The following is a 16,992-nucleotide window of genomic DNA, read 5'->3' as shown; positions in this document are numbered from 1 at the left end:
CCTTCACCTTCCATCCTATGACGTATCGGTATCCCTTAAGACCAGAAGGAGGATGAATCATTGTCCCCAAAAAACATTGCCATCGGCCTTATTGGAGCTGGATATATGGGAGAAAAACACCTGCGCCATCTCACATCCCTGCCCGATGTGGATGTCGTCGGTGTGTTTGACCCGATCCAAGCCAAGGCCCACACCCTGGCTGCAAAATATAAAGTGCCTCAGGCCCCCCAACTGCGCAAGATGTTGGAAGAAGCAGCGGCTGTCGTCATCTGTGTTCCAACGACCGCTCACTATGAGGTCGCCGCTGAAGCGATCCGCCAAAACTGCCACGTGTTTGTGGAAAAACCATTTACCCATACGGTTTCGGAAGCTACGGCACTGTGTCGACTCGCCGATCTCCATGGGGTTCACGTGCAGGTGGGACATGTGGAGCGATTCAATCCCGTCGTGCGCACCCTGTTGCGATCGGTTCAATACGAACGGCTAGTGATGGGAGAGTTTTATCGGTACGCCCCGTTGAGAAAAAACATCGATGCCGATGTGTTGCTGACGTTAATGGTCCACGATCTCGATCTCCTGCTACACATCGCCAATCGAATCAAGGTTTCACCCCGCAAGATCCAGGCGTCGGGCCAAGTGATTTATCCAAAGGAGATGAACCGGGAGCTCATCGATAACGCCATGGTCCATATCCCCTTCGACGGACCCTTTCAAGCGGCGATACATGCGGTGCGCACCGGGGGATTACACCGGCGGGAGATCATTCTTACGGAGACGGATCAAACCTGGGTCGCCGATCTGTTGCATCAACGCCTTGATCGCTTCACCCGATCGGGGCGGTACACCCATCACGTCGACACACAAAGGATCGAAGTACCCAACATTTCCCCCTTATCGGAAGAGATCAAAGAGTTCGTCACAGTCGTTAAAACAGGCCGCCCACCGGAAGTATCGCAACATGATGGGTTGAGGGTGATGAAATGGGTCGATCGCATTCGATCACAGATGGTAAAAAGGAGTGACAACAAGTGATTTTGGTGACTGGAGCGGACGGATATATCGGATGGCCATTGATGTTAAAACTGAGCCGGACTTTTCCGGAAGAAAGGGTGGTCGGAGTTGACCATTTTGGACGGCGGCGATGGGTAGAGGAGATCGGCAGCGTCAGCGCGATTCCGATCGCCTCGATGGACAGACGATTGAAGACGGCCCGATCCTTTGGCATGCGCAACTTATCTTTTATCGAAGCCGATCTCACAAACTATCAGAGGGTTTTACAGTTGTTAAAAACCTTTCAACCTCGGGTCATCCTCCATATGGCTGCACAACCAGCCGCTCCCTATTCCCACCTCCACGCCCCGCTGGCGCACTACACACAAGAAAACAACAACCAAATGTGCCGCAACCTGGTCTGGGGGATCAAGGAATGCGGGTTGGAGCGGGAAACTCATTTAGTGGAAACGACCACGACTGGGGTTTACGGCGCTCCCAACTTCACCATCCCCGAAGGTTTCATCGAGGTTGAAACAGCCACCGGCTCGGATACAATCCCTTATCCCGGAATGGCCACGTCCTGGTACCACATGAGCAAAGTGGGCGACATCAACAACCTCTACCTCTCATCAAAGATGTGGGGATTGACGATCACCGATCTACGGACCGCTATTGTATTTGGAACCGGCACGGAAGAGACCCGGTTGCATCCGGACCTGACGACTCGATTCGATTTCGATTTTTACTTCGGTGTGGTCGCCAACCGTTTCTGCGCTCAGATGTTGGCCGGCCATCCCATCACCTTATACGGCAAAGGCGCGCAAAAGAAACCGATGATCGCTTTGGAAGATGCCGTCGATTCGTTAGCCAAAGCCGCTTCCTACTCTCCGCCGCAAACGTTCCAAGTATTTAACCAGATGACTTTGTTAGCCAGCCCCAAACAACTAGCGGAAGAGGTTCAACAAGCGGGACGAGAGCAAGGCCTCAAAACTGAGGTGACCCACATTGCCAATCCGCGCAAAGAGAATGAAACGCATCAAATGAAGATGGAGAACAAAGGATTCCAACACCACTTCCTCGCCGATCAGCCGGTTTCACTTCGGGAGGGGATATCCCGGATGGTGAAGGATTTGATGCCTTATCGATCCGTGTTCCATGAATACAAAGATCGTTTTTTATAAGGGGGGGATCCTGTGAAATGGTACTATCTCGAAAATATCCCCAACTATATTCAGACGGTTCCTACAGGATTTAAAGAGAATCAAATTCCGCTGATGATACCTCCACCTGACCTGACGCCTCATCAATTGGTGCAACAACTGAAGCAGTACCGCCCCGATGTGATCTTGACCAACGGCTGGACCCCTTTTCATCGGGAGCCCTACTTCCGGGCGGTTCGGCAGTACTGTGAAGAGACCAACAGCCTCCATGTGTTCTGGTCCACAGAAGATCCCCTTCATACAGATTACTGGGGGATGTATGTCCTGGAAACCGGCCGGCCAGATGTCGTCTTGACTCATGCCTACGATGCGCCGCCCATGTACCAAGAGAGGGGCACCCCCTCCTACTATCTGCCCTTTGCCTGCAATCCGGCCATTCATCGCCAACTCCCTTCATTGCCCCAATATCAGTCCGACATCGCCCTGGTAGCCAATTTTTCCAACGCGACCATGGACAGCTGGCGAATCAACAGCCTCAAATTTCTGTTGGAACCTTTGTTGCGAAAAAATTATGCGATATCCATCTGGGGAAAAGGTTGGGAACACGGAAGGCAGTACCTGCCCTTTCCCATTCCGGATCGCGCCATACGGGGATCGATTCCCTATAATCGTGTCCCTTACGTGTATGCTGCTTCAAAAATCGTCCTGGGAATCCAAAACCATCAGCAGCTATTAACCCGCAGAACATGGGAATGTATAGCCTCAGGTGGGTTGCTGATCACCAATCATACCCCCGCGGTTCTGCGCCATTTTCAACCCGGCCTTCATCTGCTAACCAGCCATCAACCAGCCGAGACCCTCGCCCGAACTCAGTTCCTGCTTCAAAATAGACTGGCGCGACAACGGATAGCGACAAAGGGTCAAAAATGGGTGCATCAAAACCACACCTACGCACATCGGGTCCGGGAGATGGTGAGTATCGCTTCTGAGCACTTGCGGCCTAAACGAAAAAAAAGGAAAAGCTTCTCGTTTCTCGCTCCATTCCCAAGACAGGAAATTCGCGCCCATTCCACCTTCTCCACCACCTTTCCCAATGGACATCTCATTAAAGCTCCCTATCTGATCGTCAAAAGAAAGCCGGGTGCTCTCCAAAAGAAGGAATATCGCAGCGGTTTGTTATTTTCACTGGAATCCAGCCTGTTGAAGGGGTTGGAGGTATATGAAGCACAGTTGAAGTTATTCCTGGCCGTCTGCCCCACCAAGTCCACTCAGATGATGTGCCAATTTTTCAGCCGCAAGGAGCCGCCAACCAATCCTGTAGATCCAACCCTCATCTTGGAAAGTGAACCTCAAATGATTCCCATCACCAAATCCCGTCGAGAACGGGTGTTTCAAACTCCTATTACCCTTACGGTCACTTCGCTGATAAGCCGTTTAATCAAACAAGAGAAAAAAACCATGGGGGTCTACCTATCCATCCCGGATCCTCATGATGGGGCGATTCAATTTTTAGGAAGACAAAAACCTAAGAATCACGCTTTGTCGGGATTGGTCTATTACCAACGCTTTATCCCACGATTGGAAATCACCTATCGAAATCGACAAAAAAATCGGATCCACCCATGGATTCCATTTGTCGATTAGCAACACGCTGGGAACGTCTCCGGCGCGAGGTATAGCCGTCTACCAAATCGGCAATGAATGGGAGGTGAGGTGATCGATGTGGAACCAAAATCTCCGGCTGAATCACAGACCGTTTTGACCGATATCATTTTGCCTCCCCAAACCAACCATCATGGCACTATCTTCGGCGGCGAGGTGATGTCTTACATCGACCGCGTCGCCGTCATTTGTGCCACCCGCCACGCCCACAGGCCAGTGGTTACCGCTTCCTTCGACAGCATGGATTTTATCTCTCCCCTCAAAGTGGGAGAATGCATCATTCTGACCGCAATTTTGCGCTGGGTGGGCAAATCCTCCATGGAAGTCCAAGTGATTGTGGAGGGGGAAGATCTTTTAAACGGAGACCGACATGTGACCGGGATCTGTTTCGTGTCCATGGTGGCTGTCGATCAAGAAGGGAAAGCGGTCGAGGTTCCCCCGATGAAGCTTAGCACAGAGGAAGAACACTTCCAATTTGAACGAGGAAAGGAACGGGCAGCCCATCGCAAAAAGCGCAAAAAAGGATATGTTTGATCTCATGAAAAACCCGTTGACCGATTCGTCAACGGGTTTGCTGTAGAAAAATCATCAGACGGCTTGCATCGCTTCTTCCAAAGCCGGTTTTTTGATATGCCAGTGGGAGGTGTTCCACACCGCTCGACCATCGCGAACAAGGATAACCTGCGGAGACTGGTGTTGCACATCCAACTCTTCGGCGATGCGGTCGGAAACCTCCCGGGATTCGATCACCTTCACCATCACAAACTCTGCCGCATCCGGCTCATGGGCAGCGACAAATTGCTGAAACTCTTCCCATGCATCGGCGCTGATGGGGCAGCGGGTACTGTGCTTCATCACCAACACCGGATGCTGGTTGGACTTTTCCAATACCCGGTTCCACTCATCCAGTCCCGTGATCTCTGTCCATTGTGCCAAACCCTTCTACTCCTTTCATCTCTTTCTCTCGATCATACCCTATTTTGCACCGCGGATCATCCGGTCAAACAAATAAGGAACCCCGATAGGTTCCCTCAGTCGTTACGGTATTTATAACCGATGAATCCTCGATTTTGGTCTTCTTTTGTCCATAAGAGAGTTGAGCAGTCGGTATTCCTCCAACAACATCGTTTCGAAAAATCGCATCTCCTCGCGGATTTTCCGATTTTCCACGATCAGCTTTTTTATCTCGTCTTGGCTGGTTTCCAACTTCTCTTCCAACTTTTTGATCCGTTCCGTCAGGTATCGCGCATCGGTGCGGCGGGCATGGGTATAGGCGGTTCTTCGCAAGGTATTCCTCCTCTCATAGCAGGCGCTCTCACTTCTTCGCAATCGCTCAGCAATCCAAGAGAAGGAGTCAGCACGTTTCCATCCCCATCGCTGACACTGGGCAATCCACTGCAACAACAGCCGATCTTCCTCCCCATTCCAGGGACCTGCCAAGACTCGCACCTCTTTCTTTTGTGCCGTCTTATATGTCCATGTTATGAGTTGGCTTCCTTTTCCGACCCCGCATCTGACCCGATCGGTTTGTATTCGGGTTTTTCTACGGAGGCATCCAGGGGTTCTTGCTGTGCATCTACACCCTGCTCCTCCCACCGACGGGCGGTTCGAAACAAGCGGAGCAGGCTGGTGTAGCGATCTTCGATTTCATGCTGAAAGTTTTCGAAGGCTTTCCATTCCTCGGTCAGGCGTCTGTGTTCTGCCTCAGCTTCCCGCAATCTCTTTTTCTTTTCCGCCAGCTCTTGTTCCAACTCCGACACGCGGTCCCACGCCATTCGATATTCCGATTCAAATTCTCGCAAGTGCCGGATAACATCTTTTAATGATAGAGTGGAATTCTGCTTTCTTCGCAGCTGCTTGGCGATCCGTTCCTGTTTGGCCTTGTGAAAGGCATCGGCCTCTTTTTTGCGGATGACGGCGTTCCAACGAAAACCACAAGCCCCTGGAGTTCGGTTTACTTTTTGAGCCACTTCTTCAAAAGCGTTCAGCTGATTGCCTCCCTCCCGGACGTGCCGGAGAACCGTATCCGCCAGCAAGCGGTCTTCTTCCTCCGTCCAATGCCGCCCTTTCATGTCAAAACCTCCTTTTGTTACACAGCATTCTATCGGTATATATATTATTGGGCGGACAGGAGGAAGGTGACATTCTGCTTTAAAATTGCAAGAAAAAAGGCTTGGAACCTGCCAAACCTTTTCTTCAGCCGAATACTCTCCACCCTGATCTCTCCCACGACGACGGGTTTCATTGAGTCCAGATGACCATGATTCGGCTCTAGAGCGTTAAAATAGCTGATCCTTCGAAAACCATCGACCCTTTCCCCATCAGGGTTCACGCAATCACCTGGATAAACCTCTGATAGAACGGCGTCAGGAGCCGGTACCGTTGGTGTGATGCAAAAAATAAAAAAACAAGAGGATAGCCACCTCGCTCTGAAGTGAATCCCCTTGTTTATCTCTCTGTCATTCCCGTGCTGACGCAATCTCTCTGCCGCCAGAAAAGACACGCAGGATGTGACCTCTTTCATCGGTGAGGGAGAGGTCCGCCCGTTTTCCCGCTTGGAGGCTTCCTAGCTCATCAGCCAGTCCAAGCCGTTTGGCCGGTGCCAGTGACGCCATCCGCACCGCCTTCCACAGCGGAATATCAGCATAATCTGCGGTGTTGCGGACCGCCTGATCCAGCGTCAACAAACTCCCGGCCAGACTGCCGTCCTCCAAGGTGGCTTTTCCTTGCTGAGCGGTGACAGCCAATCCCCCGAGATCATATACACCATCCGGCTGCCCGACGGCTCGCATGCCGTCGGAGATCAGGATCAGACCGTCCTCGGGCTTGGTACGGCACAAGAGACGGATCACTGCCGGATGAACATGAAGGCCGTCTCCAATCACTTCCACGGTGACACGATCATCTGCCATCGCCGCTCCCGCAACCCCCGGCTCCCGATGATGCAAGCCAGTCATGCCGTTGAAGACATGGGTGATATGGGAGACGCCCGCCTCCACCGCCGACATCAGCTGCTCAAAGGAGGCCGAAGTATGTCCGGCGGAAACCACGACCCCCTGCCGGTGGAGGTTTTCTATCAGAGCTGCAGCGCCGGAACGCTCCGGGGCCATTGTAACGAGGCGCAATTTTCCCCGAGAAGCTTCCATCGCCCAGTCGGCGTCTGTCGGTTGAGGGTCTTGAATATATTCCGGATTTTGAGCACCTCGTTTTGCCGGACAGATCCAGGGTCCTTCCAGATGGACGCCCAGGGTGCGGGCTCCAGTCAGGGACGACGAGGTATCGCTCACATTGGCCAGAGCCTTTTCCAAGTGGGGTTTGTCCATGGTGACAGTGGTAGCCAAAAACCCGGTCACCCCATAGGAAGCCAAGGTATGGGAAATCCTTTGTAGGGCTTGAGGGGTTCCGTCCATCACGTCGGCGCCTCCCGCACCATGCACGTGGAGATCGATCAGGCCGGGCCAGATATAGCCGGATGATGTGATTTCCTCCTCAGGGGACTCCACATGGATCGGCTCACCCACATAACGGATCTGATCCCCTTCAGTGATCACCATCCCATCCTCCATCATCCCGTCCGCAAGGACCAATCGGCCCCGAAATACCTTCACAGACACCGTGTTCACCTCGCGCTCAGCCGGTTGCGGCTGTTCTCCATTCCTCTCCCAGCTTACCGTTAGCAGGTGAATTCGTCAATGAAACCAAAAGCGGACAAAAAATCCCCCTTTCCGCCGAAGGAGGGGGTTAAAGTGTTTCGGAAGGTGGAATGTATAAAAGAGAATGAAAACAGAGAAAAAGACCAGGATAATCCCTGGCCACATGAAAGAGGGTCAAGATTAAGGAGTTAAGAAGCGTGGTAGCATAAGCAAGGAGGTCAACCTCGCTTACACTGTTACTTTACCATAATCGGCGAAATTTGTCGATGTTTGTTTCGGATATTTTCTGCATTTTTTTGAAACAAATTTACGACCAGACTCTGCGGAAATACCGACGGAAAGCCGGCCGGTCTTTTCCCCGGCGCTCCGCCCGAATCGCCCTGCGAAATCGAGCTTTGGCCGCCCGGTTATCGGCATGGGAAAAGACGGTTTGCTTCAGAAACCGAACTTTCTCCGACGTATCCCCCAAACGGGTGAGGACCCTGGCGCACACCTCGTAATAGCGAATCTCCTCTGTCCGGAAACGCGAGGCGATCTCCAGGTGAAGCAAGCCTTGTTGCTTTCTACCAGTACATACATACACTTCAGCCAGAAGAGCATGGGCATATGCGTCCTGTGGGTTGATAGTCAGTGCCCGCAACAACTCGGTCTCCGCCGACCTAGGGGAGCCTTCGCGGAGCAGAAATCGGCCGTATTCCCGATGAGCCGGGCTATATTGCGGATATTGGCTCAGAACCTTTTCCAGGGAAAGCCGGGCATCTGTTAACTGACCCATGTCTTCCAGAGCCCGGGCCCGGAGCAGGAGACCTTCGGCGTGAAACGGGTCCGCCTTCAGCACCCCTTCCAGGGCATCCAAAGCTTCGGAATACCTTTTCTTCCTCACTTTGATCCGAGCCATTTCACATTGGCGATCAGCTTCCGCATTCCTCGAATTCCCGGTGTCCATGATTGGGTCATCATTCGCCGCTGTGATTCCAGGCATTTCGGACTCCCCTTTCTCCCAAATTTGGATCCTTTGTTCCGTCAGCACCTTACCGGTGTTCTATAACAACGCTTTGATTTTATCGCATTCGACATATTTTGTCACGTAATTTCGACAAACTCTTCCCATTCATCCCTCCAAAATTAATCCAAATCGGGGGTTTTATTTGAGCTCGAGGGTATTGTAAATTTTAAAGGAGAGTTAAACCAAACCACTGAGAAAAACAGCAAGGAACAAGGAGTTTTTTTATTGGGCACAAACGGAAAACAACGGGATGTTTATTTTGATAATGCGAAGTTTCTCTTGATTTTGTTGGTGGTGGTCAGTCACGCCATCCGACCCTTTGTCAACCAAAGCCCTTTGATGATGACCCTTTATCTCACCTTCTTCACTTTTCACATGCCACTTTTCATTCTAATATCCGGCTATTTCTCCAAAAACTACCAAAAAGAGGGCCAATCGAAAAAGACGATCACATCCCTTTTGGTGCCCTACCTGCTGTTCCAGGTTTTCTACTCCGTGTTTGATGCCCTGCCGCGGGAATTTGAAGACTTCAGCCTGTCGATTCTGGATCCTTACTGGCTGATGTGGTTCTTGCTCAGCCTTTTTACCTGGAAAATGATTCTTCCTTATTTCGTTCCGTTAAAATACCCGATCATCACCTCTGTAGTGCTGGCGCTGCTGGCCGGTTATATGGAGGATATGGACAGCTTTTTGAGTCTGGCTCGAACAGCGGCCTTTTTCCCTTTTTTTATTGCCGGTTTCTATTTGAAACGACATCATTTTGATCTCCTCTTGTCCAAGGGACGACGGGTATGGGCCGTCGTGGGCGCCGGTGCCATATTTGCCCTGATGTATTGGTTGGAATACCATTCCGTGGTGCTGGATCTCGACTGGCGCCGGTGGTTGTACTACTCCTTTCCCTATGCGGAGCTGGGCCACACTGAATGGTATGCCGCTGTGTACCGCTTGATCACCTATGTCCTGGCCGTGGCTGCCTCAGTCTGTTTTCTGGCGCTAGTTCCCCGACGGAAACTTTTGATCAGCCGCCTGGGAACCCGTTCCCTGTATGTCTATCTGTGGCACGGCTTTTTTATCCATACCTTTAAAGCGTTGAACCCCCAGCAGCAGTTTTTGTCCTTCTTCGACCATCTGTTGGTCATTCTGGCGGCGATCGGTCTCACCTTCTTCCTCTCCTCAAACTGGGTCTATCGCTGGACTCGTCCCCTCGTCCAGCCTAAATTGGGCGCCTTGCTCTTCTCTCGGGATGAAGAAGATCATCGGAAGGAAAACCGCCAAACCAGCTGATTGAGAAAACAATATCAAAGGCCCGCTTTCCGCAGCGGGCCTTTTTGCGTTTATGATGTGGCGCTGTGGGAACGAACCGGAATTCGGGTGGGGATATCCGAATCGAACGCTTCCAGTTCCATCCGCAACTCCTCGAAGATCCCGGCCAGGCGAAGAGTCAACTCCTTCACGGACGCGGGCGGTTCTTCCCGAAACCGAATTTTATCCCGGTTGGTGTAGATATAATGAGGCTCTTCTTCATACACCTCGTTGCGGGGATGATAAAACTTGTCGATGCACGTGTGGACGACTTCAGTCAGCACCCTCTCAGCAAACGGCTCGTTAAACCGGGCACGCCGCAGAGCTAGACTCACTCGTTCATACCCCAGATCACAATAGACCGACAGATGCCTCAAATCTTCCAGACATTCACGCAAATAGAGGTCATCCTTCCGTTCACTCCCCCGATCCTCCCGCAGCAGCGGAAGATGGTGAAAGTCCAAAAAATCGCGTAACAAGCTGTTGGCCATCTTGAGACGTTCCCGGGTGAGTCGGCACAGCTCCTTGGTCTGCTCCCGAGACATACCTTTTGTTACCCCCTTGAGATGGTACATGCTTACAATCATTCAGCTTGCCCCAGTATAGCATGTTTTGACCGGTGCAACACCTCCTCAAGATCAATATCTTGCTCCATCTTCGCCTGGATGAAGGGAGCGGAGCGGTGATCGCCGTCGATTACATCTCCTACCGACTCGACCGTACCAAAAAGAGCAACCGTAGGAAACCATCGACTTCACCTGGCACGAAAATGTGGAGGCTCTTCTGAAGGAGATAACCCAGGGCGAGGCCAATGTCGTGATCGACTGTGTAGGGATGGATGGCAAAAGGACCGGCCTGGAGTTGGTCCAAACCGCTCTCAAACTGCAGGGGGCTCCATGGGAATGATCCAGAATGCCACCCAGGCGGTTCGCAAAGGGGGGACGGTCAACCTGGTCGGAGTGTATGGAATGCATTACAACGCCTTTCCGCTGGGTGATTTCTTCTCCCGCAATATCACACGGAATTGGGACAAGCACCGGTGATCCATTATATGCCGGAGTTGTCCCGGATGATCGAAAAAGGAGCCTTCGATCCAACCGATATCATGACCCACGTTCTCCCCTTGGACCAGGCGGAACACGCCCATGAAATCTTCACAAAAAAAGAACGGTTGCGGTGATCCTGAAGCCGTAAGGTTTCCGCCGAGTCAGTGGATTTGCTTCGGCACCTCCAGCACTGAGAGCACGGGGTAATGGTCGGAACCAACATCCTGGATCACCCGGCTGTCCAGCGCCCTTATCTCTCTACTGGAGAAAATGAAATCAATCCGCCGTCGGGGATCCAACACCGGATACGTAAACCCGTCCCCCTCCCCAGCTGCCTCGAAGGTGTCCGTCATCTCTTGCTCCAACCGATGGATCTCCCGTGTGCCGGGGAGGGCATTCATGTCACCGGTCAAAATCACGGGATGATCCGCCTTTGCCATAATGTCCAACATCTCTTCCGCTTCCTTTAGCCTGAGATCAGCATCCATCCAGGAGAGATGAGTATTAAACAGATGCACCTTTTGCCCCTTGAGATTGATCACCGCCTCGGGGAATCCCGGCAGGGATTGAATTCCTCGTTCCGGCTCTAGCGAACTGATCCGGGACAGTTCGTGATTTTTAAAGGATGTGATCGGATAGCGGCTAAGTATGGCCAGCCCGTACTCCCGCCGAGGCTCGCCTTCTTTTTGGGGATCCAGAGAATAAATCGGGGCAAAGCAGACCCACATATCCAACTTCTCCCCCAGGATCCGAGCCTGATCGGTAAAGCGGCTTCGGTCCGACCAATGTCGATCCACCTCCTGCAATGCCACCAGCTCCGCTCCACTTTCCCGAATCACCTCTGCTGTCCGCTCCAGATCGAGACGGCCTTGGTGATCGGTGCCGTGATGAATGTTCCAGGTGAGCACGCTCACCTTCCGTTCCTGGTCCACCCCCATTCCGCAAACAGAAAACGGCACCCATAACAGTAATGCCAGCACTATCCCTGACCACCACCACGTACTTTTCCGCATGGGTGATTCCTCCTTTCCAAAATCCTGCTTGACGCAAAGGTTTTACAGCTTGGTTTAAAAAACCCCTTCACGACGGTGAAGGGGAGAGTCAAAACCTGGATTAATGGTAAGGAGCCCGATGGTGGTGCGTTATAGCCTGTTCAATAATTTCGCTGACATCCTCCTGGTTCAGAGAACGAAGATCGCTGACGATCACTTCCGACTCCAGCTCTTCTTGCCGGAGCAGATCATACAGTTCTGGTGAAACCGTCAGTATCAGAGCAGACAACTTAATGGTTTGCACAGCCATCACCTCTTAGGAGCGTTCTGGTGCAAGCAGCTGACGGTGTTTGTTTATCTTTATATTATGACGCCAACTCCTGTTGGGTTGTCAATGATAAGCCCGTAATCGGCCACTTTCTCCCCCAGTCCAGTCTCAACCCTTCCCCCCCAACAAGAGGGCGTGATCCACCTTGATGCAGCGGTCCATCACTACCGTCAAACCGGCCTCTTCGGCGATCTCCGCCGCCTCTTCGTTGATAACCCCCTCCTGAAACCAAATAGCACCGGCTCCTGCAGCGACGGCATCCTCTGCGACAGGCACACAGTGTTCGCTTCTGCGGAAGACATCGACGATATCCACCTCGTCTTCAATCTCCTGAACAGAAGCGTACGGTCGCTCCCCGAGAACCGGACCATCCAGCATGGGATTGACCGGGAAAATACGATACCCGGCCTGTTGCAACGCTTTGGCGATCATGTGACTGGTTCGATCGGGTTTGTCTGAAAGGCCCACCACGGCAATATGTTTCGCTTCTTTCAGCAGACGGCGAATCGTCTTTTGATCCGGATTCTGATGCAAGGACATCCACTCCTTTTTCCATAATATATCGCAAGTTTGCGGCGGAAGAAAGGAGCGGCAAAAATGCTGGAAAAAACAAGCTCTTTATTTCTTGTAGCAGATTATTATAATGAAATTAGATATATCATTGAATATATCAATCGTCTTCATACAACGGCTGCCAACCCTTCTTTTACCTCTCCTCGGTCTGACATGCGGTCTTGCTGGTTGGCAGCCCTTTTTGTGGTGTGGATGATTTACATCGCTTGGCTTTTGTACGCTTTCAATTCTTTGATTAAAAATATGTATCGTTTTTCCACTGCTTTTAAGTGATAGATGGCGCTGTCCACCAAATCGGGATCGGTCACATCGTCCAACTGCCTTTTCGCGTATTCCCACTCCTGATGGATTTGATCCACTTCATGACAGATTTTTTCATAAGAGGATTTCCTCTCTTTTCCCTTAGGGAATAAACCCACATCATCACCTTCCCTCACCTGGTTTAGAAAAAACTACCCTCTTCTCTCCAACCCAAGCCTATTTTTTAAAGATTCCGTTTATTAACCCTATGTCCTTTTTCGCAAGAACAGACCTAATTTAGTAAAACGACGGAGCAGCTATGGTAAAAAGCGGATCCGTCGTTTTTCAGCCTTTCCCCCTAGACGGAAACAGTCTCCCCGGTCCTCCCCTGATCACCGCCTATGGGCCTTTCTCATATACTGATTCCAGCATTCAACCTAGGGAGGAAATCGCTTATGTTTATAGGAAATATTTGGTCTCTGCCTTTTCCTGCGCAAATTCAACAAGAGCCCTATCCGATGCAGCCGACTACTCCCGCCTACCCCGGCCAGGGGCGGGCGGCTGTCGCTCACATCACCGGGGGACCTTTAGCCCGTCAACTTAGAGGAACCGTCTGGTTTCAGGAAGTCCAGGGCGGGACCGAGGTATGTGCCGAGGTGACTGGTCTTCCTCGCTATCAACCGGGACAGGAAGGAAAAAACCCCATCGGTCCCCACGGTTTTCATATTCATGAAAACGGCTCTTGCCAAGTGGGAAATCCTCAGGACCCCTTTCAAGATGCCGGTGAGCACTGGAACCCTGATCAGCAGCCTCACGGCAACCATGCCGGTGACTTCCCCGTCTTGTTTTCCAACGACGGATATGCCCGGATGTGTTTTTTCAACAACCGTTTCCGGCCCCAGGACGTCATCGGTAAAGCGGTGATCATCCACCAATATCCCGATGACTACCGGACGCAGCCGGCCGGTGATGCGGGGAAACGCCTGGGATGCGGCGTGATTCAACCGGCATAAACAAAAACCGGACACATGCGTGTCCGGTTATAAAAGGGTTGTGGACGGAAAAAGTCAGATCGCAGCCTTTTCCGACAGTGTTTCCTGTTCCAGGTTTTGAATGATCCTATGCAAGGGAACGATCGCGCCTGACCGGTCCTTGTAAATGATATGTTCATGACCCAACTTTACCGGGGAGCTCAACCCGGCGGCGCCTGCGAGCCGGAATAGCCCTCTGCGGAGAGACAAGACGTAATTGGTTACACGGTACTCCTTTTCCTCCACCACAAGCGCCCGCTGCAGATCGGGATCAGTGGTGGCCACCCCTACTGGACATTCGTTGCTGTGACAGCGGAGAGCCTGAATACAGCCGACACTGATCATAAACCCTCGGGCGATATTGATCAGATCGGCTCCCATGCCGAGAGCGATCGCCGCCTGATCGGGAGTGACCAGCTTTCCGGAAGCGATCAGTTTCACCCGATCCCGAACGCCGTGTTTTCGCAGGATGGTATCGGTCAACATCAGCGCGGTTTTATTCGGTAAACCGACGGAATCGGCCAACTCCTGAAAAGAGGCGCCGGTACCGCCTTCTCCCCCGTCTACTGTGATAAAATCTGGACCCTGTCCCGATTCCGCCATATAACGGGCCAGCGGCTCCACCGATTCATATCCGCCTACGACGATCTTGATGCCGACCGGTTTCCCCGTATAGGAGCGAATGCGCTCCACCCAGTTGATCATCGACGGCACATCGTCAAACTGCCGAAATCGGTTCGGACTGTCGACGGACTGATAAGGTCTGACGCCCCGGATTTCCGCGATGTCCGGGGTTACCTTACTTCCTTCCACATGGCCCCCTCGCAGTTTGGCGCCTTGCCCCAACTTCAACTCGAAGGCGCGTACCTGCGGAATCTCTGCCTTACGACCCAGCTCCTGCCAATCAAAGTTCCCGTCTTCGTCACGAACCCCGAACAAACCTGGACCGATCTGAACGATCAGATCCACGTCCCCCTTCAGATGATAAGGGGAAAGCCCCCCTTCACCGGTGTTCATCCAGGCGCCTTTTGCCCGGCCGAGTCCCTGAGACAAAGCGGTAATCGCCCGCTCTCCCAGGGAACCGTAACTCATCGCCGACATGCCGATCAGCCCTTTGACTCGAAAAGGATGCGCCAACCCTTCACCGATCACCACCGCATCCTCGTCCCGCAGCAGCCAGGGAGATTCCTCCACGTCGCCCCGCTTCTCTTTTCGATAGAAGAGCCCATCATGGTAGATGGTATACGCCTTCGTCTTCACCTTCGGTTCCTCGTCTACATCGAGCTCTTCCAGTTGCTTGGGAAAAAGAGTATTCTTAATGTAGAAACCACTCTCTTCAAAGTCCCGCTGAGAGCCAAATCCGATTAAGTCATGAAGATACTTGCCCCGTTTGACGATATTCTCAAACTGCCTGCGGGAAAAAGGGCGTCCTTCACTGTCGTTATCGAAAAGGTACTGCCGTAATTCAGGTCCAATTTTTTCCAGGAAATACCGAACTTTTCCTAAGATCGGATAATTTCGCAGCACCGAATGTTCCGATTGCCGACGATCGTAAAAAAACAGATAAACAACAAACAGAACCGGTAAAACCATCGCCGCAATCAACAACACATCGAGCCCCAAAATAAACTCTTTAACGGATTCCAAAACCATTTCCCCCTTTGATCTTACCTCCCCCTCTATCATAGCAAGGGAAAAACAAATGTACACAAAGAAAACCGTCCCTTACGGCAACGGTTTCATTCATCTCGTGCATCTTTTTCCACTCGTTTCGCTTTTTCGTATTCATCCTCACGGGACTTTTTCCGCTTCCAATTTTTTCGATTCTTTTCTCGTACTCCGCGTAGAGAATATCATGTCCTGCAATATGTTCCGTTTAATGCGGGGGCTGACCTGATGTTTGTCGATCTCCCGCCACTCCCTCGAAGCTTTACTTATAGCTTTACTCGTGCACCAAATGTGATGCAAACGCCCATCGAGGCGTTTTTATGATTGTTTTCGGTTTCGCCATAATTGAAGAAACTGGCGGCCGAACTCGAGCAGGGAAACATCCCCTTTCACTTGGTCGTAGTACGCCTGTTTAACCTGTTCAATCAAATCCACCGGAATTTTTCGTCCCTCGATCAGCGGGTAGAACAACCGATAACCCTGCACCAAATGATCCCACCGGCCATCATCCCCGGGTTTCATGTATTCGGATACGTCCAATAGCTTGGCGCGGCCATTTTGCAATAAGACATTTTTCAGATGGATATCCCGGGGATTGAGTCCCTGATTTCGCACGTATTGGCGGGCTTCCTCAACATCGGTGATCACACGGTCCGGAATCGGGATCCCTTCCACTAGACATTCATACAGGGTCGGTCCCTGTTCATAACTGAGAGCGAGAAAATGATCCTCCGACCCATAGAAGATGGGAAAATAAGGCGAATCGCCCAAACGGCGATAAACCTCCTCCTCGTCTTGCCGGACTTGATCCCTTTCCTTCACATACCTTTTAAAGACGACCCCGGGATGGGCGGGATGACGGACGACAACCGCGTCGGTGCCGACACCGATTTTCTCCAGTTCTTCCGGGATGTATTGAATCGTCACTAACTGGTTACCGGGGTTGGGTTGGATCTCAATTTTTTCGATCAGCGGTTTGATCGGCTGCCAAAACATGAAGCGCCCCCTTATATATATCGAGGAAAAGAGGCCTTTACCCAGAGTAAAGGCCCGTCACTCCGGCGTCCTTATCGGGCCCCTCGGATCGGAGCGGGTCGTCACCAATATACTTCGCGGGACGCGCCATGTCAATCGAGGGAAAGACCGTGAGATGCCGATCCAAAACAGAAAAGGAACCACCGGTACGCCTCGACCTACGGATGCGCAACGCTGGTCCCGGGAATCCACACAGGTATGAAAAAAGACTAAACCGGTCTCTCCCATTCTATGCGCCTGTCATCTCTCACTTTTTCCGTGATGAGATTATTCCCAGGAAAAGCCGGGAAAAAGGGGATCAAG

The 16,992-nt window shown here is 51.9% G+C and carries 20 protein-coding genes; 8 read left to right on the top strand and 12 right to left on the bottom strand.

Features of this window, described 5'->3' with window-relative positions; genetic code table 11:
- The first annotated feature begins 60 nt into the window (after positions 1 to 60).
- The 4 genes from BLP91_RS06055 to BLP91_RS06040 all read left to right on the top strand — a co-directional run bounded on the left by BLP91_RS06055 (position 61) and on the right by BLP91_RS06040 (position 4,349).
- A complete protein-coding gene (locus tag BLP91_RS06055; RefSeq protein ID WP_091567705.1) occupies positions 61 to 1,032 on the top strand; it encodes a Gfo/Idh/MocA family protein in 972 nt (323 codons plus the stop codon).
- On the top strand, positions 1,029 to 2,174 hold the full coding sequence (locus tag BLP91_RS06050) for an NAD-dependent epimerase/dehydratase family protein (RefSeq protein ID WP_218119236.1): 1,146 nt from the start codon (positions 1,029 to 1,031) through the stop codon (positions 2,172 to 2,174). Before BLP91_RS06055 ends, BLP91_RS06050 begins: the two co-directional genes overlap by 4 nt.
- 12 nt (positions 2,175 to 2,186) lie before the next feature.
- Positions 2,187 to 3,797 (top strand): CgeB family protein, encoded by a 1,611-nt coding sequence (locus BLP91_RS06045; protein WP_091567701.1) that lies wholly within the window; start codon positions 2,187 to 2,189, stop codon positions 3,795 to 3,797.
- Between the two features lie 78 nt (positions 3,798 to 3,875).
- Complete coding sequence (locus tag BLP91_RS06040) at positions 3,876 to 4,349, top strand: acyl-CoA thioesterase (protein ID WP_245662155.1); 474 nt, start codon at positions 3,876 to 3,878, stop codon at positions 4,347 to 4,349.
- Between the two features lie 54 nt (positions 4,350 to 4,403).
- Here the strand turns inward: BLP91_RS06040 and ytxJ are convergent, their stop codons facing one another.
- The 5 genes from ytxJ to BLP91_RS06010 all read right to left on the bottom strand — a co-directional run bounded on the left by ytxJ (position 4,404) and on the right by BLP91_RS06010 (position 8,450).
- Positions 4,404 to 4,751, bottom strand: a complete 348-nt coding sequence (gene ytxJ, locus BLP91_RS06035) for a bacillithiol system redox-active protein YtxJ (protein WP_091567696.1) — start codon at positions 4,749 to 4,751, stop codon at positions 4,404 to 4,406.
- Positions 4,752 to 4,862: 111 nt separating this feature from the next.
- A complete protein-coding gene (locus BLP91_RS16330) occupies positions 4,863 to 5,255 on the bottom strand; it encodes a hypothetical protein (protein WP_143003479.1) in 393 nt (130 codons plus the stop codon).
- A 41-nt stretch (positions 5,256 to 5,296) separates the two neighbouring features.
- Positions 5,297 to 5,887, bottom strand: coding sequence for a Myb-like DNA-binding domain-containing protein (locus BLP91_RS17250; RefSeq protein WP_091567692.1), 591 nt, complete (start codon positions 5,885 to 5,887; stop codon positions 5,297 to 5,299).
- Positions 5,888 to 6,274: 387 nt separating this feature from the next.
- Positions 6,275 to 7,429, bottom strand: a complete 1,155-nt coding sequence (gene nagA, locus BLP91_RS06015; protein ID WP_143003478.1) for an N-acetylglucosamine-6-phosphate deacetylase — start codon at positions 7,427 to 7,429, stop codon at positions 6,275 to 6,277.
- 346 nt (positions 7,430 to 7,775) lie between these two features.
- Positions 7,776 to 8,450, bottom strand: a complete 675-nt coding sequence (locus BLP91_RS06010; RefSeq protein WP_091567684.1) for a tetratricopeptide repeat protein — start codon at positions 8,448 to 8,450, stop codon at positions 7,776 to 7,778.
- A 249-nt stretch (positions 8,451 to 8,699) separates the two neighbouring features.
- Between BLP91_RS06010 and BLP91_RS06005 the strand changes: the two genes are divergently transcribed.
- Positions 8,700 to 9,758 (top strand): acyltransferase family protein, encoded by a 1,059-nt coding sequence (locus BLP91_RS06005; RefSeq protein ID WP_176757858.1) that lies wholly within the window; start codon positions 8,700 to 8,702, stop codon positions 9,756 to 9,758.
- 50 nt (positions 9,759 to 9,808) lie between these two features.
- Here BLP91_RS06005 and BLP91_RS06000 read toward each other — a convergent pair whose 3' ends face one another.
- On the bottom strand, positions 9,809 to 10,321 hold the full coding sequence (locus BLP91_RS06000) for a DUF3907 family protein (RefSeq protein WP_091567679.1): 513 nt from the start codon (positions 10,319 to 10,321) through the stop codon (positions 9,809 to 9,811).
- A 74-nt stretch (positions 10,322 to 10,395) separates the two neighbouring features.
- On the opposite strand from BLP91_RS06000, the gene BLP91_RS17365 reads away from it, so the two are divergent.
- On the top strand, positions 10,396 to 10,563 hold the full coding sequence (locus BLP91_RS17365) for a hypothetical protein (RefSeq protein WP_176757857.1): 168 nt from the start codon (positions 10,396 to 10,398) through the stop codon (positions 10,561 to 10,563).
- 115 nt (positions 10,564 to 10,678) lie between these two features.
- Complete coding sequence (locus BLP91_RS17360; RefSeq protein ID WP_176757856.1) at positions 10,679 to 10,819, top strand: hypothetical protein; 141 nt, start codon at positions 10,679 to 10,681, stop codon at positions 10,817 to 10,819.
- A 164-nt stretch (positions 10,820 to 10,983) separates the two neighbouring features.
- Here the strand turns inward: BLP91_RS17360 and BLP91_RS05990 are convergent, their stop codons facing one another.
- The 4 genes from BLP91_RS05990 to BLP91_RS05975 all read right to left on the bottom strand — a co-directional run bounded on the left by BLP91_RS05990 (position 10,984) and on the right by BLP91_RS05975 (position 13,134).
- Entirely contained in the window at positions 10,984 to 11,835 is an 852-nt protein-coding gene (locus tag BLP91_RS05990) for an endonuclease/exonuclease/phosphatase family protein (protein WP_091567676.1), read from the bottom strand.
- A 100-nt stretch (positions 11,836 to 11,935) separates the two neighbouring features.
- A complete protein-coding gene (locus BLP91_RS05985; protein ID WP_091567674.1) occupies positions 11,936 to 12,118 on the bottom strand; it encodes a hypothetical protein in 183 nt (60 codons plus the stop codon).
- Between the two features lie 132 nt (positions 12,119 to 12,250).
- Positions 12,251 to 12,676 carry a CoA-binding protein gene (locus BLP91_RS05980; protein WP_425412181.1) on the bottom strand — a complete coding sequence of 142 codons (426 nt, stop codon included), beginning with the start codon at positions 12,674 to 12,676 and terminating at the stop codon, positions 12,251 to 12,253.
- Between the two features lie 236 nt (positions 12,677 to 12,912).
- The gene (locus BLP91_RS05975) at positions 12,913 to 13,134 is read right to left on the bottom strand and encodes a YaaL family protein (RefSeq protein ID WP_176757855.1); all 222 of its coding nucleotides are present in this window, start codon (positions 13,132 to 13,134) and stop codon (positions 12,913 to 12,915) included.
- Positions 13,135 to 13,473: 339 nt separating this feature from the next.
- On the opposite strand from BLP91_RS05975, the gene BLP91_RS05970 reads away from it, so the two are divergent.
- Positions 13,474 to 13,968: a superoxide dismutase family protein gene (locus BLP91_RS05970; RefSeq protein ID WP_091567845.1), complete on the top strand. Its 495-nt coding sequence runs from the start codon at positions 13,474 to 13,476 to the stop codon at positions 13,966 to 13,968.
- A gap of 54 nt (positions 13,969 to 14,022) precedes the next feature.
- Here BLP91_RS05970 and BLP91_RS05965 read toward each other — a convergent pair whose 3' ends face one another.
- Both BLP91_RS05965 and BLP91_RS05960 read right to left on the bottom strand, forming a co-directional pair.
- Complete coding sequence (locus BLP91_RS05965; RefSeq protein WP_091567665.1) at positions 14,023 to 15,639, bottom strand: FMN-binding glutamate synthase family protein; 1,617 nt, start codon at positions 15,637 to 15,639, stop codon at positions 14,023 to 14,025.
- A 333-nt stretch (positions 15,640 to 15,972) separates the two neighbouring features.
- The gene (locus tag BLP91_RS05960) at positions 15,973 to 16,650 is read right to left on the bottom strand and encodes a hypothetical protein (RefSeq protein ID WP_091567663.1); all 678 of its coding nucleotides are present in this window, start codon (positions 16,648 to 16,650) and stop codon (positions 15,973 to 15,975) included.
- Between the last annotated feature and the right edge of the window lie 342 nt (positions 16,651 to 16,992).

The organism is Melghirimyces thermohalophilus (assembly GCF_900102685.1).
GTDB lineage: Bacteria > Bacillota > Bacilli > Thermoactinomycetales > DSM-45169 > Melghirimyces > Melghirimyces thermohalophilus.
Note: the sequence above shows the minus strand (reverse complement) of the source record. Positions and strands in the feature narration are given on the sequence as shown.

What these genes read in the sequence shown, in the direction of transcription:
- BLP91_RS05970 (WP_091567845.1), top strand. Translation starts at nt 13,474, where the DNA reads ATGCAGCCGACTACTCCCGCCTACCCCGGCCAGGGGCGGGCGGCTGTC.
- BLP91_RS05990 (WP_091567676.1), bottom strand. Translation starts at nt 11,835, where the DNA reads ATGCGGAAAAGTACGTGGTGGTGGTCAGGGATAGTGCTGGCATTACTG.
- BLP91_RS17250 (WP_091567692.1), bottom strand. Translation starts at nt 5,887, where the DNA reads ATGAAAGGGCGGCATTGGACGGAGGAAGAAGACCGCTTGCTGGCGGAT.
- BLP91_RS06010 (WP_091567684.1), bottom strand. Translation starts at nt 8,450, where the DNA reads ATGCCTGGAATCACAGCGGCGAATGATGACCCAATCATGGACACCGGG.
- BLP91_RS17360 (WP_176757856.1), top strand. Translation starts at nt 10,679, where the DNA reads ATGATCCAGAATGCCACCCAGGCGGTTCGCAAAGGGGGGACGGTCAAC.
- BLP91_RS05960 (WP_091567663.1), bottom strand. Translation starts at nt 16,650, where the DNA reads ATGTTTTGGCAGCCGATCAAACCGCTGATCGAAAAAATTGAGATCCAA.
- BLP91_RS06000 (WP_091567679.1), bottom strand. Translation starts at nt 10,321, where the DNA reads ATGTCTCGGGAGCAGACCAAGGAGCTGTGCCGACTCACCCGGGAACGT.
- BLP91_RS05965 (WP_091567665.1), bottom strand. Translation starts at nt 15,639, where the DNA reads ATGGTTTTGGAATCCGTTAAAGAGTTTATTTTGGGGCTCGATGTGTTG.